25 protein-coding genes, 1 rRNA gene and 2 other annotated features are annotated in these 25231 nt (G+C 41.8%); all 26 genes read right to left on the minus strand.

Annotated elements, in window-relative coordinates; genetic code table 11:
• Nucleotides 1–15: 15 nt before the first annotated feature.
• Nucleotides 16–3585: a DNA-directed RNA polymerase subunit beta gene (gene rpoB, locus ACWF5P_RS24535; RefSeq protein ID WP_230178745.1), complete on the minus strand. Its 3570-nt coding sequence runs from the start codon at nt 3583–3585 to the stop codon at nt 16–18.
• 238 nt (nt 3586–3823) lie between these two features.
• A complete protein-coding gene (locus tag ACWF5P_RS24540) occupies nt 3824–4429 on the minus strand; it encodes a class I SAM-dependent methyltransferase (protein WP_101225889.1) in 606 nt (201 codons plus the stop codon).
• 195 nt (nt 4430–4624) lie between these two features.
• Entirely contained in the window at nt 4625–4984 is a 360-nt protein-coding gene (rplL, locus tag ACWF5P_RS24545) for a 50S ribosomal protein L7/L12 (protein ID WP_034305050.1), read from the minus strand.
• Between the two features lie 62 nt (nt 4985–5046).
• Nucleotides 5047–5547, minus strand: a complete 501-nt coding sequence (gene rplJ, locus ACWF5P_RS24550; RefSeq protein ID WP_101225868.1) for a 50S ribosomal protein L10 — start codon at nt 5545–5547, stop codon at nt 5047–5049.
• A 39-nt stretch (nt 5548–5586) separates the two neighbouring features.
• Nucleotides 5587–5737, minus strand: a sequence feature (ribosomal protein L10 leader region).
• A 50-nt stretch (nt 5738–5787) separates the two neighbouring features.
• Nucleotides 5788–6480 carry a 50S ribosomal protein L1 gene (rplA, locus tag ACWF5P_RS24555; protein WP_048677868.1) on the minus strand — a complete coding sequence of 231 codons (693 nt, stop codon included), beginning with the start codon at nt 6478–6480 and terminating at the stop codon, nt 5788–5790.
• A gap of 104 nt (nt 6481–6584) precedes the next feature.
• Nucleotides 6585–7010, minus strand: a complete 426-nt coding sequence (rplK, locus tag ACWF5P_RS24560; RefSeq protein WP_034305057.1) for a 50S ribosomal protein L11 — start codon at nt 7008–7010, stop codon at nt 6585–6587.
• Between the two features lie 174 nt (nt 7011–7184).
• Nucleotides 7185–7718 carry a transcription termination/antitermination protein NusG gene (gene nusG, locus ACWF5P_RS24565; RefSeq protein WP_048677866.1) on the minus strand — a complete coding sequence of 178 codons (534 nt, stop codon included), beginning with the start codon at nt 7716–7718 and terminating at the stop codon, nt 7185–7187.
• 247 nt (nt 7719–7965) lie between these two features.
• Entirely contained in the window at nt 7966–8148 is a 183-nt protein-coding gene (gene secE / locus ACWF5P_RS24570; RefSeq protein WP_034305062.1) for a preprotein translocase subunit SecE, read from the minus strand.
• Nucleotides 8149–8198: 50 nt separating this feature from the next.
• Entirely contained in the window at nt 8199–8348 is a 150-nt protein-coding gene (rpmG, locus tag ACWF5P_RS24575) for a 50S ribosomal protein L33 (RefSeq protein WP_101225867.1), read from the minus strand.
• Nucleotides 8349–8549: 201 nt separating this feature from the next.
• The gene (gene sigH / locus ACWF5P_RS24580; protein WP_094246690.1) at nt 8550–9182 is read right to left on the minus strand and encodes an RNA polymerase sporulation sigma factor SigH; all 633 of its coding nucleotides are present in this window, start codon (nt 9180–9182) and stop codon (nt 8550–8552) included.
• Nucleotides 9183–9267: 85 nt separating this feature from the next.
• Nucleotides 9268–9777: an NYN domain-containing protein gene (locus ACWF5P_RS24585; protein ID WP_034305067.1), complete on the minus strand. Its 510-nt coding sequence runs from the start codon at nt 9775–9777 to the stop codon at nt 9268–9270.
• Between the two features lie 4 nt (nt 9778–9781).
• Nucleotides 9782–10525 carry a 23S rRNA (guanosine(2251)-2'-O)-methyltransferase RlmB gene (gene rlmB, locus ACWF5P_RS24590; RefSeq protein ID WP_063235788.1) on the minus strand — a complete coding sequence of 248 codons (744 nt, stop codon included), beginning with the start codon at nt 10523–10525 and terminating at the stop codon, nt 9782–9784.
• Nucleotides 10522–10944, minus strand: coding sequence for a Mini-ribonuclease 3 (locus ACWF5P_RS24595; protein ID WP_101225866.1), 423 nt, complete (start codon nt 10942–10944; stop codon nt 10522–10524). Before ACWF5P_RS24595 ends, rlmB begins: the two co-directional genes overlap by 4 nt.
• A 3-nt stretch (nt 10945–10947) precedes the next feature.
• A complete protein-coding gene (cysS, locus tag ACWF5P_RS24600; RefSeq protein ID WP_101225865.1) occupies nt 10948–12345 on the minus strand; it encodes a cysteine--tRNA ligase in 1398 nt (465 codons plus the stop codon).
• Nucleotide 12346: 1 nt separating this feature from the next.
• Complete coding sequence (gene cysE / locus ACWF5P_RS24605) at nt 12347–12997, minus strand: serine O-acetyltransferase (protein ID WP_101225864.1); 651 nt, start codon at nt 12995–12997, stop codon at nt 12347–12349.
• Between the two features lie 85 nt (nt 12998–13082).
• Nucleotides 13083–13331 (minus strand) — a binding site (T-box leader).
• 42 nt (nt 13332–13373) lie between these two features.
• A complete protein-coding gene (gene gltX / locus ACWF5P_RS24610) occupies nt 13374–14831 on the minus strand; it encodes a glutamate--tRNA ligase (RefSeq protein ID WP_230178744.1) in 1458 nt (485 codons plus the stop codon).
• A 90-nt stretch (nt 14832–14921) separates the two neighbouring features.
• The gene (gene ispF, locus ACWF5P_RS24615; RefSeq protein ID WP_101225862.1) at nt 14922–15401 is read right to left on the minus strand and encodes a 2-C-methyl-D-erythritol 2,4-cyclodiphosphate synthase; all 480 of its coding nucleotides are present in this window, start codon (nt 15399–15401) and stop codon (nt 14922–14924) included.
• Nucleotides 15402–15415: 14 nt separating this feature from the next.
• The gene (ispD, locus tag ACWF5P_RS24620; protein ID WP_434168252.1) at nt 15416–16105 is read right to left on the minus strand and encodes a 2-C-methyl-D-erythritol 4-phosphate cytidylyltransferase; all 690 of its coding nucleotides are present in this window, start codon (nt 16103–16105) and stop codon (nt 15416–15418) included.
• 21 nt (nt 16106–16126) lie between these two features.
• Nucleotides 16127–17224, minus strand: coding sequence for a PIN/TRAM domain-containing protein (locus ACWF5P_RS24625; protein ID WP_101225860.1), 1098 nt, complete (start codon nt 17222–17224; stop codon nt 16127–16129).
• Between the two features lie 227 nt (nt 17225–17451).
• Nucleotides 17452–18525, minus strand: a complete 1074-nt coding sequence (disA, locus tag ACWF5P_RS24630) for a DNA integrity scanning diadenylate cyclase DisA (RefSeq protein WP_063595517.1) — start codon at nt 18523–18525, stop codon at nt 17452–17454.
• A gap of 2 nt (nt 18526–18527) precedes the next feature.
• On the minus strand, nt 18528–19916 hold the full coding sequence (gene radA, locus ACWF5P_RS24635) for a DNA repair protein RadA (protein ID WP_101225859.1): 1389 nt from the start codon (nt 19914–19916) through the stop codon (nt 18528–18530).
• Between the two features lie 198 nt (nt 19917–20114).
• On the minus strand, nt 20115–22556 hold the full coding sequence (gene clpC, locus ACWF5P_RS24640; RefSeq protein WP_434168251.1) for an ATP-dependent protease ATP-binding subunit ClpC: 2442 nt from the start codon (nt 22554–22556) through the stop codon (nt 20115–20117).
• Between the two features lie 129 nt (nt 22557–22685).
• Nucleotides 22686–23762, minus strand: a complete 1077-nt coding sequence (locus tag ACWF5P_RS24645; protein ID WP_101225857.1) for a protein arginine kinase — start codon at nt 23760–23762, stop codon at nt 22686–22688.
• A complete protein-coding gene (locus ACWF5P_RS24650; RefSeq protein ID WP_101225856.1) occupies nt 23759–24310 on the minus strand; it encodes a UvrB/UvrC motif-containing protein in 552 nt (183 codons plus the stop codon). Before ACWF5P_RS24650 ends, ACWF5P_RS24645 begins: the two co-directional genes overlap by 4 nt.
• Before the next feature lie 21 nt (nt 24311–24331).
• Nucleotides 24332–24793 (minus strand): CtsR family transcriptional regulator, encoded by a 462-nt coding sequence (locus ACWF5P_RS24655; protein WP_101225855.1) that lies wholly within the window; start codon nt 24791–24793, stop codon nt 24332–24334.
• A gap of 347 nt (nt 24794–25140) precedes the next feature.
• Nucleotides 25141–25231 (minus strand): 5S ribosomal RNA (rrf, locus tag ACWF5P_RS24660); the annotation flags it as partial.

Genomic DNA, 25231 nt, shown 5'->3' on the forward strand with positions numbered 1-25231 from the left:
TGTTTATATTTAATTTTATTCTTTGACAGGTGCCCCTACTTCGGAAGCAACCATATCTTTAGTTTCTGAATCAAGGCTTAATTTGTCTGCTTGGTTGGCTTCATCTTCATCTTCCAAATCACGCATTTCGATTTCACGATCTTCGGCATTGAGGATTTTAACATCCAATCCTAAACTTTGAAGCTCCTTAATCAATACTTTGAAGGACTCAGGAACGCCTGGTTCAGGGACATTTTCACCTTTGACAATCGCTTCGTACGTTTTCACACGACCCACGACATCATCTGATTTAACGGTTAGGATTTCTTGTAATGTATAAGCAGCACCATAAGCTTCAAGTGCCCATACTTCCATCTCACCGAAACGCTGACCACCAAATTGCGCTTTACCACCAAGTGGTTGCTGCGTAACAAGGGAGTAAGGACCAGTTGAACGTGCATGAAGTTTATCATCGACCATATGTGCCAGTTTGATCATATACATGACACCAACTGATACACGGTTATCGAATGCTTCACCTGAACGGCCATCATAAAGGACGGTTTTTGCATCACGGGACATCCCGGCTTCTTCAATCGTACCCCAAACATCTTCCTCAGTAGCGCCATCGAATACAGGAGATGCCACATGGATGCCAAGTGCGCGTGCAGCCATACCTAAGTGAAGCTCCAGCACCTGACCGATGTTCATACGTGAAGGTACACCCAATGGGTTTAACATGATGTCGACTGGAGTGCCATCCGGTAAATAAGGCATATCTTCTTCAGGAAGAATCCTGGAGATTACCCCTTTATTACCATGTCGTCCAGCCATTTTATCGCCTTCATGGATTTTACGTTTTTGAACGATATATACACGCGCGAGTTGGTTTACACCAGGAGGCAGTTCATCGCCGTCTTCTCTGTTGAATACTTTAACATCAAGAACGATTCCTCCGCCGCCGTGAGGTACACGAAGTGATGTATCCCTTACTTCACGTGCTTTTTCACCGAAGATTGCATGTAATAGACGTTCCTCGGCAGTCAGTTCCGTTACACCTTTAGGCGTTACTTTACCAACGAGGAGGTCTCCGTCTTTCACTTCAGCACCAACACGGATAATTCCGCGCTCATCAAGATTACGAAGCGCATCTTCCCCTACGTTAGGGATATCGCGGGTGATTTCTTCAGGCCCTAATTTTGTATCGCGTGATTCAGATTCATATTCTTCAATATGAATGGAAGTGTACACATCATCTTTAACCAATCGTTCACTCATGATGATGGCATCTTCATAGTTATATCCATCCCATGTCATGAAGGCAACCAATACGTTACGTCCAAGTGCCAACTCACCTTTTTCCATTGAAGGACCATCAGCAAGAATTTCACCTTTTACGACGTTGTCGCCAACACTGACGATAGGGCGTTGATTATAGCACGTTCCTTGGTTGGAACGGATGAATTTTAATAGACGATATTTATCAAGATTTCCTTTTACTTGCTGTCCATCTACTTCACTTACCCTACGTACCCATACTTCACGTGATTCAACGTGCTCTACGATACCAGGGTGTTTACAGATTACAGCAGCACCGGAGTCTTTCGCTGAAACATACTCCATACCCGTTCCGACTCGAGGGGCTTCCGGTTGAAGCAAAGGAACTGCTTGACGTTGCATGTTCGCTCCCATAAGGGCACGGTTGGAGTCATCGTTTTCCAAGAAAGGAATACATGCAGTCGCAGCTGATACAACTTGTTTAGGAGATACATCCATGTAATCTACGCGGTCACGCGGAACAACGGTGTTTTCACCGCGGAAACGTGCAACAACATCATTATCAAGGAATGAGCCGTCATCTGACAGTCGTACATTCGCTTGGGCAACTACATAATTATCTTCCTCATCAGCTGTTAAGTAATCGATTTGGCTTGTAATTTTACCTGTTTCAGGGTCCACACGACGGTATGGTGTTTCAATGAAGCCATATGGGTTAACCTTTGCAAAACTGGATAACGAGTTAATCAAACCAATATTCGGTCCCTCAGGCGTTTCAATCGGACACATGCGGCCATAGTGGGAATAATGAACGTCACGCACTTCAAAGCCAGCACGCTCACGTGTCAGACCACCAGGTCCCAATGCAGATAGACGACGTTTATGCGTCAATTCAGCCAACGGGTTCGTTTGATCCATGAATTGGGAAAGCTGCGAGCTTCCAAAGAACTCTTTAATTGATGCAATGACCGGGCGAATGTTGATTAGTTGCTGCGGAGTGATTGTATTCGTATCCTGAATGGACATTCTTTCACGAACAACTCGCTCCATACGGGATAAACCAATTCTAAATTGGTTTTGCAGCAATTCACCAACGGAACGCAGACGACGGTTACCTAAATGGTCAATGTCATCCGTGATTCCCACACCATGCAATAAGTTAAAGAAATAACTTATGGAAGAAATGATATCAGCCGGTGTAATGTTTTTGACCTGGTCGGTCACATAGGCATTACCGATGATATTGATCACTTTTTCGCCTTCAGCATCGTTTGGTGCAAACACTTTAATAGGTTGAAGAAGAGTTTCCTCCTCCACTACACCGCCTGATGGATGGAATGTCTTGAAGCCGATTCCAGCTTCGATATGAGGCAGAATCCTATCAAGGGTCCGACGATCAAGCATTGTACCTTTTTCAACGATGATTTCACCTGTTTCAGGATCAATCAAAGTCTCTGCAATACGTTGTCCGAATAAACGGTTCTTGATATGCAGTTTTTTGTTTATTTTATAACGGCCTACATTAGCTAAATCATAACGTTTTGGATCAAAAAAGCGTGATACTAAAAGACTTTTCGCGTTTTCGACAGTAGGCGGTTCACCTGGGCGTAGACGCTCATAGATTTCCAGTAATGCTTTTTCCACACTCTCGGTGTTATCCTTTTCAAGAGTGTTGCGAAGGTATTCGTTGTCTCCGATCAAATCGATGATTTCTTGATCTGTTCCGAATCCAAGGGCACGCATCAATACCGTGATCGGTAATTTCCTGGTGCGGTCGATTCGAACATACACAACATCCTTGGCGTCTGTTTCATATTCGAGCCATGCGCCACGGTTAGGAATAACGGTCGCAGAGAATCCAAGCTTACCGTTTTTATCCATTTTCCCATTGTAGTAAACACTCGGTGAGCGCACTAATTGGGATACAATTACCCGTTCAGCACCATTGATGACGAATGTACCTGTTTCAGTCATCAGCGGGAAGTCACCCATAAATACATCCTGGTCCTTCACTTCCCCTGTTTCTTTGTTAACAAGGCGCACTTTCACACGAAGTGGTGCAGAATACGTAACATCGCGTTCTTTTGTTTCTTCCACAGAATACTTCGGCTCAGCTAAGCTGTAATCGATGAATTCTAACGATAAATTACCTGTAAAATCCTCAATAGGAGAAATATCCTGGAACATTTCCTTTAAACCTACATCTAGAAACCATTGATAAGAAGCTGTTTGAATTTCAATCAGATTCGGAAGGTCCAAAACCTCACTGATTCTTGCATAACTTCTACGTTGGCGGTGTCGTCCATACTGAACAAGTTGACCTGTCAACTGATTCACCCCTTAAATCAAGCGTTATAAGGATCCATTTGCCTCGGAAAAGGAATCATTTCCATAGACAAAAAGAAAATGGTTTTTATTTTAAAAACCACTATTTCTCATAAAACGAACTATTATTTATATATTTTTCCCATATTATCCATTGATTATACACCAATGGTATAAAAATTGCATAGTTACGGAATTATATATATGCATTTTATAATACTAACATAGCGAAAATTTAGAGTCAAACCTTTTTGGATAATAGTATATAGTATCCCTTTTTCTTAACGGGCACTTCAACATTTCCAAATAATTGCTCCATTTTATCCATTGCGGATGGAGCTCCTTGTTTTTTTTGAATGACAACCCATAATTCTCCACCAGCTACCAAACTGCGATAGCTTTCTTCTAAAATTTCGTGGACTACACTTTTACCTGCGCGAATGGGAGGGTTCGTAAGAATCGCTGCGAATTGATTGGAGGCAACTTTGTCAAAACGATCACTTTCGTAAATCTTCACGTTTGCGATCCCATTAGATGCAGCATTCTCTTTTGACAATTCAACTGCCCGGCTATTTATATCAATCATTTCTATCGCTCTATCGGGATAAGCTGCCGCAATCGATATTCCAATTGGTCCATAACCGCAACCAACATCGAGAATATTTCCTTCCACAGCCTCATTAAGGTTAAAACTCTCAACCAAAAGACGCGATCCGAAATCAACTTCCTTTTTCGAAAAAACACCATTATCACTTTTGAAGCGAAATGTACGTCCCTTTAATGTGAAATCCCAAAATTTCGGATTGCTTACGACATCCGGTTTTTGTGAGTAGTAATGCTCTGTCAGAGTCATCTCCCCCTATCAGAAAGGAATATTGAAGATTTAATGAGAGAAGAGAATTGAAGAATGGATGCTTGCATGCCGGAATGTCGGAATAATGAAGTCCTCGTTATCAAACCATTAACGGCTAATTTCCGTCATTTCTTTAAAAATGAAGAAAAAAAGCCCGCCAGTGATAGCGAGCTTTTTGTTTATGCAAGATTACTTAACTTCAACGCCAGCTCCAACTTCTTCAAGTTTAGCTTTGATTTCTTCAGCTTCTTCTTTAGAAGCAGCTTCTTTGATTGCTTTTGGAGTGTTGTCAACAAGTTCTTTTGCTTCTTTAAGTCCAAGACCTGTAACTTCACGTACAGCTTTGATAACTTTGATTTTTTGATCTCCAGCAGATGTAAGGATTACATCAAACTCAGTTTTTTCTTCAGCAGCAGCGCCACCAGCAGCAGCTACAGCTACAGGTGCAGCAGCAGTTACGCCGAATTCTTCTTCGATTGCTTTTACAAGGTCGTTTAATTCTAAAACAGTCATATTTTTAACTGCTTCAATGATTTGATCTTTAGTCATTTTTATTTCCTCCTCGAAATGGTTGTTTTTTTTTGAATCAGCAGGCTAAATAAGCGGTCAGCTTACGCGCCTTGTTCTTCTTTTTGCTCTGCAACAGCTTTTGTAGCAAGAGCCAGTCCGCGCATAGGTGCTTGTAGCACGCTGAGTAGCATTGAAAGTAGGCCTTCGCGTGAAGGTAGTTCTGCAAGAGCTTTAATTTCTTCAGCAGTTGCAACATTTCCTTCGATAACTCCAGCTTTGATTTCTAAAGCTTCATGTTTTTTCGCAAAATCGTTAAGGATTTTTGCTGGCGCAATAACATCTTCAGTTGAGAATGCAATTGCGTTTGGACCTGTTAATGCTTCGTTTAAAGCGCTAAGTTCAGCACTTTCAGCAGCACGGCGAGTCATAGAGTTTTTGTAAACTTTAAACTCAACGCCAGCTTCACGAAGTTGCTTACGAAGTTCTGTTACTTCAGCAACAGTCAATCCACGGTAGTCAACAACTACTGTTGATTGGCTTGAAGTTAACTTATCAGAAATCTCAGCAACGATTTTTTGCTTTTGTTCAATAATTGCGTTCATCCTTACACCTCCTGTAGATTTGCTTGAAAACATTTATACCGTTTCAAAGAAAAAGCCTTCATCTCTATTGCAGACATGAAGGCAGTAATTTCAAAAGTCATAGTCCAGGACTATTATTATCGAATTACCTCGGCAGGGAATTAAGCTCGTAATGAGCACCTACTGTCTACGGTACAAATAGTATTCATTTATTCACAACAAAACTTATTATAACAATAATAGTTTTGGTATGTCAATTATTTATTTGAAAGAAGAAGGATCAACTTTCACACCAGGGCCCATTGTAGTTGTTACAGAAACGTTTTTCATGTAAGTTCCTTTAGCAGCCGCAGGTTTAACTTTCAATAATGTATCATAGATAGTAGTGAAGTTTTCCACTAGTTTAGCATCTTCGAAAGATACTTTACCGATTGGAGCGTGGATGTTACCAGCTTTATCTACGCGGTACTCAACTTTACCAGCTTTGATTTCATTAACAGCTTTCGTTACATCGAAAGTTACTGTGCCAGTTTTAGGGTTAGGCATTAAACCTTTAGGTCCTAATACACGTCCAAGTTTACCAACTTCACCCATCATGTCTGGAGTCGCAACGATTACATCGAATTCGAACCATCCTTGTTGGATTTTGTTGATGTAGTCAGATTCGCCAACGTAGTCAGCACCAGCAGCTTCCGCTTCTTTTGCTTTTTCGCCTTTTGCGAATACTAATACGCGTTGAGTTTTACCAGTACCATTCGGAAGAACAACTGCTCCACGAATTTGTTGGTCGGCTTTCTTAGGGTCTACGCCTAAACGGAAAGCAACTTCAACAGTCGCATCGAATTTTGCGAAGTTTGCTTTTTTAGCAACTTCGATTGCTTCAGTTACAGCATAAGCCTTAGATACTTCTACAAGCTTAGCTGCTTCAAGATACTTTTTACCTTTTTTAGCCATGATATAAATCCTCCTAAATTGTGGTTTTAACGGAATGACCTCCCACGAATAAAGGTTGCGAGTATCAATCGCAACCCCGTAGAAACAAATAGCAATTACATGGATTAGTCTTCGATGACAATACCCATGCTGCGAGCAGTACCTTCAACCATACGCATTGCAGCTTCAACACTTGCAGCGTTTAGGTCAGGCATTTTAGTTTCAGCAATCTCGCGCACTTGATCACGCTTGACTGTAGCAACTTTATTACGGTTAGGTTCACCAGAACCAGACTCGATACCAGCTACTTTCTTAAGCAATACTGCAGCCGGTGGAGTTTTTGTAATGAATGTAAATGAACGGTCTTCAAATACCGTGATTTCAACAGGAATAATTAGACCAGCTTGATCTGCTGTACGAGCGTTGAACTCCTTACAGAATCCCATGATGTTTACACCAGCTTGACCTAATGCAGGACCGACTGGCGGTGCCGGATTCGCTTTACCAGCAGGAATTTGCAATTTAACCATTTTAATTACTTTTTTAGCCACGAGACACACCTCCTTATAAGTCCGTGATGTGGTAATAGGGTAATACCCTCCCACTCATCTTGAATTCTTTATATATTAATAAAGAATGCTTGTATCGTTGAGGCCTAAAAATTGAAACATACTGACCTTTGAAATTTTACCACTTTCAAAAGGCAATTTCAAGTTTTTTTCCGTTTATAATTTTTCCACTTGATTAAAATCAAGTTCAACCGGTGTATCACGGCCGAACATATTGACTAGAACCCTTACTTTACCTTTATCTTTATCAAGTTCTTCAATAGGTCCTGCAAATGTTGCAAATGGCCCTTCCTTAACTTGAACCGTATCACCGATTTCAAAATCAACCTCGATTTTGCTTTCATCTACGCCCATTCGCTTAAGAACGACTTCAATTTCTTCCGGCAGCAATGCAGTCGGTTTTGACCCAGCCCCAGATGAACCTACGAAACCTGTTACTCCAGGCGTATTCCGGACAACATACCATGAATCATCAGTCATGATGATCTCAACCAATACATATCCTGGGAATACTTTCTTTTTGGTCACTTTCTTTTTGCCATCTTTCACTTCTGTTTCTTCTTCTTCTGGAACTACTACGCGAAAGATCTTGTCTTCCATCCCCATAGTTTCAACACGTTTTTCCAAGTTAGCTTTAACTTTGTTCTCATAACCTGAATAGGTGTGAACTACATACCAATTCTTTTCCATGTGTTAGGACTTTAACGTCCTTCCCTCCCTGCAATCAATCATTTTCTTTATTAATCTTTATCTTTGAACGTTTTAGCCAAAAAACCATACGGCGTCATTCCGACTTAACTAGAATATATTGTGATGAACATATTACAGCAGTGCTCGATTTTGAACTTACTAAAAAAGACAAATTAAAAAACCCGTTTCCGGGCTTTTCTGCTGACACATATTATTCTATCACTATTATACCTTATTTTCGAATCTCTTATTCAATAACTAAGCGAATTAATTCGGAAATGCCCAAATCCACCACTGTAAAGAATAAAGCCATAAATACTACAGTCGTTACCACCACGATTGTATATTTGGTAAGCTCCTTGCGTTTCGGCCAGCTTACCTTTTGCATTTCGCGAGCGACTCCGCTGAAAAATTCGGTAAAACGTTTCATGAATGTACCTCCAAGCATTAGAAGCTTCTGTCAATCTATTTATAAAACGGTTATTTCGTTTCTTTATGAATCGAGTGTGAGTTGCACGTACTGCAAAATTTCTTGATTTCCAGTCGTTCGCCGCTTGTCGATTGTTTGCTCTCATAACTATAATTCCTTGTACCGCAATCAGTGCAGGCAAGAACTATTTTTTTTCGCATTAGATACACCTATCCTATCTACTATATCCATAAAACCTTATCACGGCTGTTTTTTATTGTCAATATCAAAGCAGGTTTCGACGATTATGGACACCGGAAATCAGAATATCGGTTTACTTGCCAACCATTAAAAATCTTTGTGAATAATAAGCTTCCATGTGGAGAAGGGACAGATGAAATTAAGCGGAAAAAGCGGAGGGATTATAAACTGATTTCCCTTACTTCCAGATAGCGCTCGAGCTTTCTTTTCACCCGCTGAAGGGCGTTGTCGATTGACTTAACATGCCGGTTCAACTCTTCCGAAATTTCTTGGTAGGTTTGTCCATCCAGGTAAAGAGCTAACACTTTTCTCTCAAGATCACTCAGGAGCTCGGCCATCTTTAATTCGATATCGTCAAACTCTTCTTGGTTGATGATCAGTTCTTCCGGGTCCAAAACTTTCGTACCCGATATAATATCCATTAGAGTTCGATCCGATTCCTCATCGTAAATGGGCTTGTCCAGGGAAACATAGGAATTGAGCGGAATATGTTTTTGACGTGTTGCTGTTTTGATAGCTGTAATGATCTGCCTTGTAATGCATAGTTCTGCAAATGCTTTAAAAGAAGATAACTTATCCCCTTTAAAATCACGGACGGCTTTATATAAACCAATCATACCTTCTTGCACGATGTCTTCCTTATCGGCACCAATCAAGAAATAAGTCCTTGCCTTAGCTCTTACAAAATTACGATACTTTTGGATCAAATAATCCAGCGCTTCACTGTCACCAGTGTGCACCAACCCTATCAATTCATCATCCTCAAACTGCAGATACTTTTCGTTCAGCTTCATTCCGAATTTGAGACCCACATTATATCCCCCTGACCTGACTCAGATAGAAATATTATACAGCAGGTAAAATTTACCCGTCAATGGTTCATATTTTACCCCGGCGCCATTTTTCGAAAATTTCTGCCACTTCTTCACTTAAAGGAATTTTAGCCACGGGTCTTATCGTCGTTGTTTTTCTTACATCTTTCTTGATTTCGCCTTGAATTTCTTCCATTTCAATAAGCAGTTCACGAGCGGATTTCCTTAGGGCCCCTTGGCCAAAGATCACCCACTGTTCCGTGAAGTCCGAGGTTGCCACTTGAATTTGTGTTTTGACATTATTCAGTTCAATGGCCATCTTTTCAATTCTTTCATCCGCAGTTTCATTTTCTTTTGTAAAAATTACGTCAACTTTGTGATTTTTGAATATACGGGCAATTCCCTGAACATATTGAGCGTCAAATACGACAATTACACGGTATCCGGTAAATGCTTGATATTCCGCCATCATTTCTATCAACCGGTCCCTTGCAGCAGCAAGATCCCGTTCCTTTAATTCTCTCAGTTCCGGCCAAGCTCCAATAATGTTATAACCGTCCACCAACAGAATATTCATTTCATCATTGCCCTAGGGGATTTCTTTTTCTATAAACCTCATACATCAATAAACCGGCTGCTACCGATGCATTTAACGAAGTTACTTGACCTGCCATAGGGAGACGGATGAGAAAATCACATTTATCCTTCATTAATCGTGCCATGCCTTTTCCTTCGCTGCCGATAACAAGTCCGATAGGCATCTTTCCATCCATGTTACGGTAATCATCGCTGCCTTTCGCATCGGTACCGACTATCCATACCCCGCGCTCTTTCAACTCTTCCACCGCTCTCGCCAAATTTGTAACGCGAGCTACCGGAATATATTCAATTGCACCCGTCGAGGCTTTTGCCACTGTTGCCGTCAAGCCCACAGCTCTCCTTTTTGGAATGATGATTCCATGGGCACCGACAGCATCAGCCGTCCTCATGATCGACCCTAAATTATGCGGATCTTCAACTTCATCAAGAATCATGAAAAAAGGTGCTTCGTCCCGTTCAGCCGCTTTTGCGAATAAATCATCCAGTTCCACATATTCATATGCAGCCACTTGTGCGATAACGCCTTGATGGATACCTTCAGCCATTTGGTCAATTTTTTTCTTCGGTACGATTTGCACGAATACCTTCTTTTCCTTCGCCAGACCGATGAGTGGCTGCATTGAGCCTTTTTGCGAGCCTTCGGCTATCCAAATTTTATTAATATCCCGTTCGGAGCGAAGAGCTTCCAATACGGGGTTTCTGCCAATGATATATTCTTCGCTCATGGGTTACTCCCCTTTTCTTCTTCAATGTATTCAATGGATTTTTTGATGAGTTCTTCCATTCTTTCTATTCGGCCGGATAAATACAAAAATCCCATAAGTGCCTCGAAGGCTGTACTGTAGCGATACGTTTGCACATCTGTATTCTTCGGTACCGTACCGGATTTTGCATTTCGGCCGCGCCTAACGACTGCGGATTCCTCTTCCGATAACCAACCTGACTCCAGGAAAAAGTGGATGACTTTATTTTGTGCTTTAGCCGCTACAAAAGATGTAGCCTTTTTGTGAAGTAGATTTGGCTTGACCGATCCTTTTTGAATGAGGTGATGCCGTATATACGTTTCGTATACGGCATCACCTATATATGCTAAAGCAAGACTGTTCAGCATTTTTGCATCTACCTTACTATCGTAATGAAGCATTAATTACCCTCTTTTCCATCTTGTACCTTGAGGGGTATCCTCTAATATGATATTCATGTTTTTCAAGCGATCACGAATTTCATCAGATAACCCAAAATTGCGGTCTTTCCGCGCTTGAATTCTCTGCTGTATCAACCCTTCAATTTCTTCATCCAAAAGCCCCTCTTCTTCAAGGGATAAACCGAGGACAGAAAATAAGATGTTGAATTTATCAAGGAAAGCATTAATCACTTCCTTGTCTGTGTTTTTCTCCATCAAGTAATAATTCGCCTGTTTGGATAGTTCAAAGAGCATGGATATTGCATTAGCTGTGTTGAAATCATCGTCCATTTCCTTAATGAATTGTTCATGTAATTCATTAAGCTTCTCCAACCAAACATCATTATTCTCAGTCAATCCATCACTTACTTGAAGGCGATGCTTTAAGTTTTGATAAGATGTCCTTAAGCGTTCTAGGGACGCTTTTACATTTTCAAGCACTTCTTCGCTATAATTGATGGGATGACGGTAATGTACAGATAACATGAAGAAGCGTAACACTTGTGGATCATGCTTCTGTATGATGTCATGCACAAGGACGAAATTGCCTAAGGACTTAGACATTTTTTCATTCTCAATATTTATATACCCATTATGCATCCAATAATTCGCAAAGGTCTTACCCGTCAATGCTTCGGATTGTGCAATTTCATTTTCATGATGCGGAAAAGCCAGATCTTGACCCCCTGCATGAATATCGATCGTATCGCCCAAATACTTTTTGACCATTGCGGAGCATTCGATATGCCAGCCAGGACGCCCCTTACCCCATGGGCTCTCCCAAGATATTTCATCATCCTTGGCCGTTTTCCAAAGGGCAAAATCAAGGGCATCTTGTTTTTTCTCCCCTATTTCAATACGGGCCCCCACTCGCAGCTCATCGATGGACTGATGTGAAAGCTTTCCATATCCCTCAAACTTACGAGTGCGGTAATACACATCCCCTTCAGATTCATAAGCGAATCCTTTCTCAATTAATGCCGAAATGAATTCAATGATTGCATCCATATTCTCCATTACGGTTGGGTGAGCATCCGCTTTTTTGCAGCCCAATGCCGATACGTCTTCAAAATAAGCCTTGATGAAACGCTCTGAGATGGTCGGGACATCTTCACCCAATTCTTTTGCCGCGCGAATCAGCTTATCATCCACATCCGTAAAGTTCGAAACGAATTGCACATCATATCCACGGTAATCCAAATACCTACGAACGGTATCAAATACGATTGCCGGTCTTGCATTACCTATATGAATGTAATTATAGACAGTGGGCCCGCATACATACATCTTCACCTTTCCCTCTTCAATCGGGACGAAGGTTTCCTTTTTTCTTGTTGCTGTGTTATATATTTTAATCGCCATATTATAGACTCCTTTCTTCCTGCTTCTGTTCAGCCAGCTTCTCTCTTAAGGCCCTGAGTTCACTATCCAATTCCTTAAAGCGATCAGCGATTGGATCAGGAAGATCACAATGATTTAGGTCTTTGTTGATTTTGATACCATCTTGAATGACCACTTTACCTGGAATGCCCACCACTGTAGAATTAGGTGGCACTTCCTTTAAAACAACCGATCCTGCACCGATTTTTGAGTTTTCCCCAACAGTGATGGAACCAAGCACTTTTGCTCCTGTAGCAATCAGGACATTATCCTTTATCGTAGGATGACGTTTTCCCTTTTCCTTTCCTGTTCCCCCAAGGGTTACACCTTGAAAGACAGATACATTGTCGCCAATTTCACAAGTTTCGCCAATGACGATCCCCATTCCATGGTCAATGAAGAAACGACGGCCAATCGTAGCCCCTGGATGAATTTCAATTCCGGTAAAAAACCGACTGATTTGAGATATACTTCTTGCCAGGAAAAAGAATTTCTTCTTGAATAGTGCGTGAGCCATCCTATGACTCCAAATTGCATGTAAACCCGCATACGTCAATATGACTTCCAAATAGCTGCGCGCAGCAGGATCTTGATCAAAAACCACTTCGATATCCTCTTTAAACATCTTTAACAAAATGATTCCCCCCTATGTTCCGTCCTTTTCCAACATCCCCTTTTGTAGCTTTTAAAGCATATAAAAAAGCGTCTCTGTCCAAATAGACAGAGACGCTTGAAGCGCGGTTCCACTCTGTTTGGAATGTAAAAACCAGATAAAGCTTTTTCCTGTTTTTTCATCCCCAACTTTAATCCCTGTAACGGAGGAAATTCCGCCTGTGCCTACTATAAGTTAGTTCAGCAAAGGACTCAAGGGTGCATTTCAGAAAACGAGAGGCTTGAACCACTTTCAGCAGGTTATGGTTCTCTCTAAAAAGCTTCGTTTACTTACTTCTCCCCATCTACGCGTTCTTTTGTAAGATTATTAAATACTATATTACATTTTCGACAAATTGTTAATATAAAATACTCTGAATACGCTGTTTAATTTTTTCCTTGCCCAGTAATGAAATCGCCTTAGGCAAGTCAGGACCATGTGTTTGACCCGTGACGGCAGCCCTAATCGGCATGAATAATTTTTTCCCTTTATGACCTGTGCCTTTTTGTACGGCTTTAATCGACTTCTTGATTTCATCCGCGTTAAATTCTTCAAGCCCTTCAATCTCCTGAAGGAAAGCTTTCATGACTTCCGGTACCTGTTCTTCAGCCAGCACTTCCTTAGCTTCTTCCTCGAACACGACCTCATCCTTGAAAAACAGTTCAGATAGCTCGACTATTTCCGCTCCATAGCTCATCTGCTCTTGAAAAAGGGAAACTAGCCCATGTACCCACTCTTCTTCTTCGGCGGTCAGTGTCTCTGAAACCTTCCCGGCTTTAATTAAGTGAGGCATTGACAATTCCACTGCACGATTGAGGTCCAATTGCTTAACATATTGGTTATTCATCCATGTAAGCTTTTGTTTATCGAAAAGTGCAGGTGACTTAGAAAGACGGTCAGCATCGAAAATATTAATGAATTCTTCCTTCGTGAAAATCTCTTCCTCCCCGACCGGAGACCACCCTAGTAATGTAATGAAATTGAATAACGCTTCAGGTACATAACCAAGCTCTTCATATTGCTCAATGAATTGAATGATCGACTCATCACGTTTACTCAGTTTCTTCCTGCTTTCGTTTACAATCAGCGTCATATGTCCGAATACCGGCGGTTCCCAGCCGAAAGCTTCATAAATCATCAATTGTTTTGGAGTATTGGAGATATGATCATCACCGCGAAGGACATGGGAAATCTTCATCAAATGATCATCGACGGCCACTGCAAAGTTATAGGTTGGAATGCCATCTTTTTTAACGATAACAAAATCACCAAAGCCATCTGTTTCAAACGAAACCTCATCCTTGACCATATCTTTGAAAGTAAGGACCTTCCCAGCTGGAACGGCAAAGCGAATGCTCGGTTTTCTTCCTTGAGCCAATAGTTCCGCTTGCTCTTCCTCAGTTAAATGCTTGCACTTCCCTGAATATTTTGGCGTTTCATTGCGTTCGACCTGTCCTTCACGCTCTGCTTCAAGCTCTTCTTCCGTACAATAGCATTTATATGCCAAACCCTTATCTAAAAGCTCTTGATACAATTCCTGATAAAGGTCGTTCCTTTCGGATTGACGATATGGCCCGTATTCACCGCCAACATCAACACCTTCATCCCAATCCATACCAAGCCATTTTAAATATTTAAGCTGACTATCCTCTCCGCCTTCAATATTTCTCTTTTGATCGGTATCTTCAATACGAATGATGAATTTCCCGCCTTTATTTCGTGCATATAAATAATTAAATAAAGCAGTCCGTGCATTACCAATATGTAAATGTCCAGTCGGACTCGGTGCATAGCGAACTCGAATATCACTGCTCATGATATATATAGACCTCCCAGTCGTTCTATTCTATTGTATATATTATCATTTAAATACATTGGGATAAAGGCATCCACCCTAAAAATGAATTTAGTTTGATTTAACCAATAAGACTACAGCCTGTGCCGCGATTCCTTCGCTCCTGCCTGTAAATCCAAGTTTCTCGGTAGTGGTCGCCTTTACATTAATTCTGTCTATCGACGTATCTAAAAGTTCAGCAATCCTGCCTCGCATCTCCTCAATATACGGTGCCATTTTCGGGCTTTGTGCAATGATTGTACAGTCCGCATTGCCCAGGGAATATCCTTCTTTTTTTACAATTGCCCAAATATACTGCAGCAGTTTTGCCGAATCGGCATCTTTAAATTCAGGATCGGTATCCGGAAAATGCTTACCGATATCCCCTGCACCAATTGCACCCAAGCAGGCATCAGCAACAGTATGCAGAAGGACATCCGCATCAGAATGCCCTAGCAAACCTTTCTCATACGGAATCGTAATCCCGCCAATAATCAAAGGTCTGCCCTCTACAAGCTGATGAACGTCATATCCTTGTCCTATTCTAAACATATCATTCTCCCCAATCATCTTTTTCCATGTTGTTGTTTATGTAAAATCGCTTCTGCAAAATAAAGGTCTTCCTGAGTCGTAATTTTAATATTATCATAATTGCCCTCAATAATAACTACCTGTTCATTGATCCGCTCTAGCAAACTTGCATCATCCGTCCCTAAAAACGCTTCAGCTTCTGCCTGTTCATATGCACTTTTTAATATGGATACACGAAAAGCTTGTGGAGTTTGCACCGCCCACAAGCTTGATCGTTCCACTGTTTCCACTACCTCTTTGTTTGCCGCTTTTTTAATCGTATCCTTAACGGGCACTGCAATTACGGCACCTCCATGCAGGGAGGCGGCAGCAGTCAATTCACTGATTTGCCCAAGATCGATAAAAGGGCGGGCACCGTCATGGACCAAGATGATGTCTTCTTCTGCATGTTGCAGTCCATTATACACGCTTTGTTGGCGCTCCTTGCCACCCATGACCAGTTTCTTGACCTTTTTAAGCCCATACGCTGCTATCAATTGATTGAAATAATCCTTTTCTGCCGGGTTTATCGAAAGGATAATCCCCCGACAGTCAGGATCTTCTTCGAAGACACGCAGTGTATAAACAATGATCGGGATACCCGATAGTTCAATAAAAAGTTTATTCTTGCCCGCCTTCATTCTTTTGCCTTGTCCAGCTGCAGGTATCACTACTTCATAAAACATAACGGTTTCTCCTACTCTTCTTTATAATGCTTTTTCTAATAGTTTCGGTTTAGCGAATATCATCCGGCCTGCAGAGGTTTGCAATACACTTGTGACAAGTACATCGATCCGTTTCCCGATATGATCACGGCCACCCTCGACTACGATCATGGTACCGTCATCCAAATAAGCGATGCCCTGGTTCTGCTCTTTCCCATCCTTGATGACTTGAACATTCATCTCTTCCCCAGGAAGTACAACAGGTTTAACGGCATTGGCCAGGTCATTGATATTAAGGACCGCCACGTTTTGAAACTCGCATACTTTGTTTAAATTGAAATCATTGGTAACGACCATTCCGCCCGATATTTTGGCAAGCTTCACCAGTTTACTGTCCACTTCCTGAATGTCTTCAAAATCACCCTCGTACATCTCCACTTTAATCGGCAGGTCTTTTTGAATTCGATTCAAGATATCCAAACCGCGTCTTCCCCGATTCCTTTTCAATGCATCAGATGAATCGGCAATGTGCTGCAATTCGTTTAAAACGAATTGAGGAATGACTATGGTACCCTCCAGAAAGCCCGTCTGACAGATATCCGCAATTCTACCATCAATGATGACGCTAGTATCGAGAATCTTAAGCCGCTTGCTATACCCCTCTTCATCCTCTTCGTTCGCTTCACCATCAGTATTCTTTTTCTTATTGCTTTTCATGAATAAACTCAATAGCTCATCACGTTTTTTAAAGCCCACCTGAAAACCAAGATAACCAAATAAAAGCGTAAGGATGATAGGTACCACTGTATTTAAAATAGGAACCTTGATGGCACTGAAGGCGGAGCCAACCAAGAACGCCGCAAGCAGTCCCACTAAAAGGCCGACGCTGCCAAAGATTATATCCGTAATCGGTATCTTAACAAGCTGTTCCTCCAGCCACTTCATAAAATAGATCACATGATCTACTGCCCAAAAAGTTATAAGATAAAAGATAATGGCACCCAACAGTACACTTACATAAGGATTGTTTAATAAAGCAATATCGTCTGCATGTAAAACAATTAATAATTCAGGAATTAGTAACATACCAAGTGTTCCGCCGACTATTAAGAAGCATGCTTGTATAATGCGTTTTAACATCCCTTTCACCTCCCTCTACTCATTATTGACCAATAAAATAAAATGAAACCTTCGAAAATTCGTTTTCATTATATACGTTAAATTCACTTAAGGAATTAGTGGATTTACAAATACGACTTCTTCTCTTTTTCGTAATATTAGCCTAGCACCCTGAGTTTTGAGTGTCAAAAATAAACACCAACCAATTTCAAGCTGGTTCAGGTGAATGTTAAAAGGCCAGCTGCTCCTTACATCCTTCTATTTGTGACCAGCTGATTTTTTAAAATGCGGAGTCCTTCTTTGATTTTATTGGCGCGGACTTCGCCTATACCCTCCACATCGTCAAGGTTTTCAACCGTAGCTTTATTGACTTCACTAAAGCTTCCGAACTGTTTCACTAAATTTTCGATGATCAAACCCGGCAGGCGTGGGATTTTATGAAGAATACGGTAACCACGGGGATGTACTGACTCATCAAGATGTATGTATCCATGATAGCCCAGCACCTTCAGAAGAATGCTTTCATCCAGTTTTTCCTGCATGGCCAACTCTTGAAGCCTAAAAATGATTTCCTCGGGATTTTCATCATTACTGGAGGTATAATCCTTGATAAGCCATTTTCCTTCCGTTTCAATATCTGCCAGGATTTCATTCATTTGCAAACGGATCAATCTTCCTTCCGTACCAAGCTCATTAAGGTACGTTAGTAGCTCGGCCTTGATTCTGAGCACCATTACATAACGGTGAAATACCTGCAAAAGGTCGGCATAGGTCACGATTTCCTCAAACTCGAGCGCTCCTAAAACCGATATGCTCTGCTGCAGGACCACCTTGTATTTTTCCAGGGTCTGGATGGCCAAATTAGCCTTAGCAAGTATGACTCCTATATCTTTAAGGGCATACCGGAAATTGCCCTGATATAAAGTGATGACATTCCGACGTTGTGAGATTGCGATGACCAACGACTTGGTCTCCCTTGCCACACGTTCCGCTGTCCTATGCCGCATTCCCGTTTCAGTGGAAGGTGTGCTATTGTCCGGCACTAATTGGGCATTTGCGAAAATAATCTTATCGGCCGTTTCATTTAAAATGATGGCCCCGTCCATCTTCGCCAACTCATATAATGTGCTGGGGGTACAGCTGCAGTTGATTTCGAAGCCGCCATCCACGATCGTTCGCACCTTCTCGTTATATCCGACCACTATCAAACCACCTGTATTTGCCCTCAGGACATTTTCAATACCCTCACGAAGCGGGGTACCCGGTGCTACAATTTGCAGAATTTCCAATTTAGTTTTCTCATACCCTTTTTTATCTGTCATACTTAACCCCCTAACGATTGTTTAAGAGCCTCCGAAACCGATGAAACACCAACGATCTTAATACCTTTCGGCGCAGTCCATCCCCCTATATTATTAGCCGGTATGATAACCCGCTCAAACCCTAATTTCGCCGCTTCCTGCACCCTTTGTTCTATCCGTGACACCCTTCTCACTTCCCCAGTCAGCCCCACTTCACCAATGATGCAATCGGCAGGGTTTGTTGGTTTATCTCGGAAGCTTGATGCAATGCTTATTGCAACAGCGAGGTCAATTGCCGGTTCATCAAGCTTGACCCCACCAGCAACCTTTAAATACGCATCCTGGTTTTGGAGCAGCAAGCCCACTCTCTTTTCCAAAACAGCCATTAAAAGCGAAACTCGATTGTGGTCAATTCCCGTGGCCATTCGCCTTGGGTTTCCAAAACTCGTAGGTGAAATCAATGCTTGAATTTCGACAAGCACCGGCCTTGTGCCCTCCATGGATGCGACGACTGTGGAACCCGAGGCTCCTTGCGAACGTTCTTCAAGGAAAATTTCCGATGGATTCGCTACCTCTTCCAATCCATGTTCTTTCATTTCAAAAATACCCATCTCATTCGTCGAACCAAAGCGGTTTTTGACCGCACGTATAATTCGATATGTATGGTGTCTTTCTCCTTCAAAATATAAAACGGTGTCAACCATGTGCTCAAGCAGCCGCGGCCCCGCAATGGCCCCTTCCTTTGTAACGTGACCGACGATAAAAATTGCGATCCCGTTCGTTTTGGCTATTCGCATGAGTGAAGCTGTGCATTCCCTCACTTGTGAAACGCTTCCCGGGGCAGATGTAACCTCCGAATGATATACCGTTTGAATGGAGTCAATAATGACCAAATCCGGTTTTACCTCTGTAATGGCCTGTTGGATATAGTCCATATCGGTTTCAGCATAAACGAATAGATGTTCCGACATGGTCCCAAGCCGGTCTGCTCTCAATTTGGTCTGCTTGACTGATTCCTCACCTGATATATATAGCACTTTTTTCTGTTTATGCGCCAATTGGGATGATACCTGTAAAAGCAGGGTGGACTTGCCGATACCCGGGTCCCCTCCGATCAATACAAGTGACCCCTGTACGATCCCGCCCCCAAGAGCACGATTCAATTCCATTAAATCCGTCTTAATCCGTGGTTCTTTTTCTGATTGAATGGTCGTTATGGGTGCTGCCTTCTCCCGTTCCCCGGAACCTCTAACCTCCGAATGGGTAAACGCGCCCTTTCTAGCAGGCTTAACGATTTCGGTTTCCTCGACCATTTTGTTCCATTCACCGCAGCCTGGGCATTTCCCCATCCATTTCGCGGATTCATATCCACAAGACTGACACATAAATTTTGTTTTCTTTTTTACAGCCATAAATTACTCCTCTTCCTTTGGAAAAAATATCTATATTAAGGATATTATATCTCTGTTTTATTTAAACCTTCTTAAGGCTAAGTTTTTTTAAAAAAATATTCACTCTGCTTGTCCCGTTTATACTCATATCTACCTATAGATAAAAAACAGAGGTACACTGCAAAAGAATCTGCGTGTACCTCGAAGTTTAGGATCAGGTTATTCACTTACATTAACAGGCTCGCCTTGCCGGATTGCAAACTCATTATTCACGACATCCATTACGACCGTTTGCCCTTTTTTCACGTTGCCTTTAAGCAACTCTTCGGATAGATAATCTTCTACATGCTTCTGAAGTGCCCTGCGGATTGGACGTGCACCATATTCCGGATCAAAACCTTCGGTTGCAATTTTTTCTCTAGCCGCATCTGTCAGCTCCAAGTATATCTCCTGTTCTTTCAAACGGGTAGTAAGCTGATTTGACATTAATGTAACGATTTGTTTCAAATGATCCTTCTCTAATGAGTGGAACACGATGGTTTCATCAATACGATTCAGGAATTCCGGACGGAATGCACGTTTGAGTTCTTCCATCACTTTCCCTTTCATATTTTTATAGTCCTGGCCAGTATCCTGGATGTTAAAGCCGACATACTTATCGGTCTTCAATGCCGACGCACCTACATTCGATGTCATGATCAGAATGGTATTCCTGAAATCGACAGTACGACCCTTGGAATCTGTCAGCCTTCCGTCTTCCAATACTTGAAGAAGGATATTGAAGACATCCGGATGCGCCTTTTCTATTTCATCAAGCAGAACGACAGAGTATGGTTTCCTCCGCACTTTTTCCGTTAACTGACCGCCTTCTTCGTATCCAACATATCCTGGAGGGGATCCAACAAGACGTGAAGTTGAATGTTTCTCCATATATTCGGACATATCGATGCGGATCATGGCATCTTCATCACCAAAAATTGATTCAGCCAAAGCACGTGCAAGCTCGGTTTTACCGACCCCTGTAGGTCCCAAGAAGATGAATGAACCAATTGGACGTTTAGGATCTTTCAAACCTGCCCTGGCACGTCGTACTGCTTTAGAAACCGCAATGACGGCCTCTTCCTGCCCAATTACACGATCATGGAGGATCGACTCCATATTAAGCAGTTTGTCTGACTCTGTTTGCGCCAGTTTAGTGACTGGCACTCCCGTCCAGCTGGACACGACATGTGCAATGTCATCCACAGTGACTTCACTGTTCTCCTGCCCTTGTTTTTCTTTCCAAGTTTTTTTCGTTTCTTCCAATTGTTCTCTTAAGCGTTGTTCCGTATCGCGAAGCGAAGCTGCTTTTTCAAATTCCTGACTCTGAACGGAAGCATCCTTTTCCTTGCGAACATCGTCTAGCTTCACTTCAAGTTCCTTTAAGTTAGGTGGCGTTGTGTATGAGCGCAGCCTGACCTTGGAGCCAGCTTCATCAATCAAGTCAATCGCTTTATCCGGTAAAAAGCGATCGGAAATATAACGGTCGGATAATTTGACTGCGGCATCAATCGCTTCGTCAGTAATCGATACGCGGTGATGTGCCTCATAACGGTCACGCAGCCCCTTGAGAATTTGGATGGATTCCTCAATAGTCGGCTCATCGACTTGGATTGGCTGGAAACGACGTTCAAGCGCAGCATCCTTTTCAATATACTTACGGTATTCATCCAATGTTGTTGCACCGATACATTGTAATTCACCACGTGCCAATGATGGTTTAAGGATATTGGAGGCATCGATGGCACCTTCTGCACCACCTGCACCAATCAATGTATGCAATTCATCGATGAATAGGATGATATTACCCGCCTGACGTATTTCATCCATAACTTTCTTCAACCGGTCCTCAAATTCACCACGGTATTTAGTACCAGCCACAACGGTACCCATATCAAGTGTCATTACGCGTTTATCGCGTAAAATTTCAGGTACCTCATTATTGATGATCTGTTGGGCAAGCCCTTCAGCAATGGCTGTTTTACCTACCCCAGGTTCACCGATCAATACTGGGTTATTTTTTGTACGGCGGCTTAATACCTCAATGACACGCTGTATTTCCTTACTTCTTCCGATAACGGGATCCAGGCTTCCTTCCCTGGCAATCGCCGTTAAATCACGGGCTAGGCCATCCAGTGTCGGTGTACTCGCATTTGAAGCGGCAGAACCTTGATGACCACCTGATTCATTGCTGCCCAAAAGCTGTAATACTTGTTGTCTGGCTTTATTTAAACTTACTCCAAGATTATTCAATACGCGGGCAGCTACACCTTCCCCTTCTCGTATAAGACCTAGAAGAACATGCTCTGTCCCAACATATGAGTGACCTAATTTTCTTGCCTCATCCATGGAAAGTTCAATGACTTTCTTGGCTCTTGGGGTATAATGTATCGTTTGAGCCGTATCCTGTCCACGGCCAATTAAATTTTCCACTTCTTTCTGAATCTTATCCGGACCCAATCCAAGAGCAAATAACGCCTTGGCTGCAATACCATCGCCTTCTCGGACAAGACCCAGTAAAATATGTTCCGTGCCAATATTATTATGACCTAAACGGATTGCCTCTTCTTGGGCTAATGCTAATACTTTCTGGGCTCTTTCAGTAAAACGACCAAACATCATAGGGAATTCCTCCTTAGAATTTTCGTTTTGAATAAAGTTGCTGGCAATTCTCTAAGTAATGGCAGAAGCTTATTCTTGCTCCATATCTATTACATGAAATTTGATACTCCCTAAAGAGGTCTATGACCTCTATGAGGAGGAAGATTCAGTGAAATTCAAGCGTTCCCGGATGAGTGCTGCTCTTCGAATATCCCTTTCATGGGGTCTTAAAGGGCCGCCTGCGTACTTTTGTAAAAATCCCGACTGCGTCAAAATCATCAACTCATTTAGAATGCTTTTGGAAATATTTTTTATATACCCAAGATCTATCCCTAACCTAACATCGGAGATACAGGTAGCTGCTTCCTTGGTCTCGATGATTCGAGCATTGGACAAAATCCCATATGAACGGAAAATTCTATCTTCTAATTGTATGTGGGAAGTCCTCGCTAATGCATCCCTCGCTGACCGTTCCTGGGCTATGATTTGTTGCACTACACTTGTTAGATCTTCAACGATATCCCTTTCCGACTTTCCAAGAGTAATTTGATTTGAGATTTGAAAAATATTCCCTAACGCTTGACTGCCCTCTCCATAAATCCCTCGAACCACCAACCCCAATTGGTTGATAGCCGGTATGATATTATTCATCTGCTGTGTAAGGACCAGGCCGGGAAGATGCATCATGACTGAAGCCCTTAATCCTGTTCCCACATTAGTCGGACAACTTGTTAGGTATCCTCTTTCTTCATCATATGCATAGTCTATGGATTCTTCAATCCAATCGTCAAGAACATTTGCAATCTTTAAGGTTTCCTTCAGCTGCAATCCCGACATTAAACATTGAATACGGAGGTGATCCTCTTCATTTATCATGATACTTATTTCTTCATTTTCCGAAAGGAGACATGCGCTTTTCGCTGAATCTTCAACTAAATGAGGACTGATTAAATGTTTTTCAACGAGAACGCGCTTTTCCAGTGGTTGCAATTGGTCAATCTCTAAAAGTTCCAGTTTCCCAATCTCTGGAGTCACTTCCTCTTCAATTCTTTTTTTGACCAATTCAATGATTTTTTTAGCTTCTTCGTTAGAAAAGGAGGTTGGGAAGGTAAAGTCTTTGAAATTCCTGGCCAGCCGAATCCGCGAACTCAATACAATATCGATTTCCGGCCCTTCGGCACTCATCCAGGAACTCAAAGCGTTTTCTACAAACTTTTCCAAGCTCATAATTCCTCGCCTCCCTCTTGGGCTTCATACCTTTTTTCAAGGGAACGTACCTTATCTCTTACCTCTGCCGCTTTCTCGAATTCCTCTTGATCAATGTGGGCCTTTAAAACTTCTTTCAAATCTGAAATTTGCTTTCGAAGATAGATGGTGCCACCGATCCTTTTTGGAATTTTCCCTATATGTGCTGTATTGCCGCTATGAACCCTCTTTAAAATGGGATTTAACTGTTCATTGAACGTTTTATAACATTCGGCACAGCCAAACTTACCAATATGGACAAATTCTTTATAAGATCGATGACAATGCGGGCAACGCCTCTCTTCCGTTTTAGGAAATGCATTTGCCTTCGTCTGTTGAATATTCGACTCGATATTCAACAATCCTGCTAATAAATTATTTATTGAAAAACCAGGTCCACCTGCATCCATGAATATTTCGCCTTTTTCCTGAGCACATATCTCACAAATCATGACTTCAGTCTTTTTTCCATTGATGATTTTGGTGAAGTGCAGGGTAGCAGGCCTTTGATGACATTCTTGGCAAATCAACGTTCATCACCTCTGCCAGTTTCATTTATATTTTAAAGTCGTAAGCATCGCAGTTAAAATTCTTGCCCTAAGTTCATCGCGGTCAGGTAGGTCGATATAAATCACCGATCTATCTATGACGCTCATCATAATCTTTGCTTCTCTTTCATTAATGACGTCTTCGTTCATCAGCCGTGAAATTACTCCTTCAGCCATCGATTGAGATACCCTGGAACCAATAAGCGATAATAATTGGTTGATAAGTTGTACGGAATCCTGTGATTCCACCTTCATGATGCGTATATAACCTCCGCCCCCACGCTTACTCTCTACAACATAACCTCTCTCGATGGTAAACCTGGTATTGATTACGTAATTGATTTGAGAAGGAACACACTGAAATTTATCTGCTATTTCACTTCTTTTAATCTCCAAGATATCTTTTTGACTTATTTCAAGTACTTGCTTCAAATAAGTTTCGATAACATCAGATATGTTTCTCACTCAGCCTCCTCCATTCTGACTTTGACTATATTTGACTATTATTATACAAGGAATAATGCATTTTGCAACTTAAACGCACTTTCTTTCTGTAATATCCATTTTCTCCAAATTATATGTAGTTACATACCCCATTGAACATTAAAGTTAAAATATCTTACATAAATACCCTAAAAAGACAAAAGCAAAACCTGCTATTTTTTCTTCTCCTTAAGGTTTCACAATTTTAATACTGCCCAATTCTCAGCTTACCAAAAATACGGCCAGTCCCTGCTGTCCCATAAATAAAGAACTTTTTTTAAATTATGAACATCAAAAAAGACCAGCCGGATGGCTGATCTTAATAAATGGCTTGGCGGCGTCCTACTCTCACAGGGGGAAACCCCCAACTACCATCGGCGCTGAAGAGCTTAACTGCCGTGTTCGGAATGGGAACGGGTG

This window comes from Peribacillus sp. NPDC055009 (genome assembly GCF_053608705.1).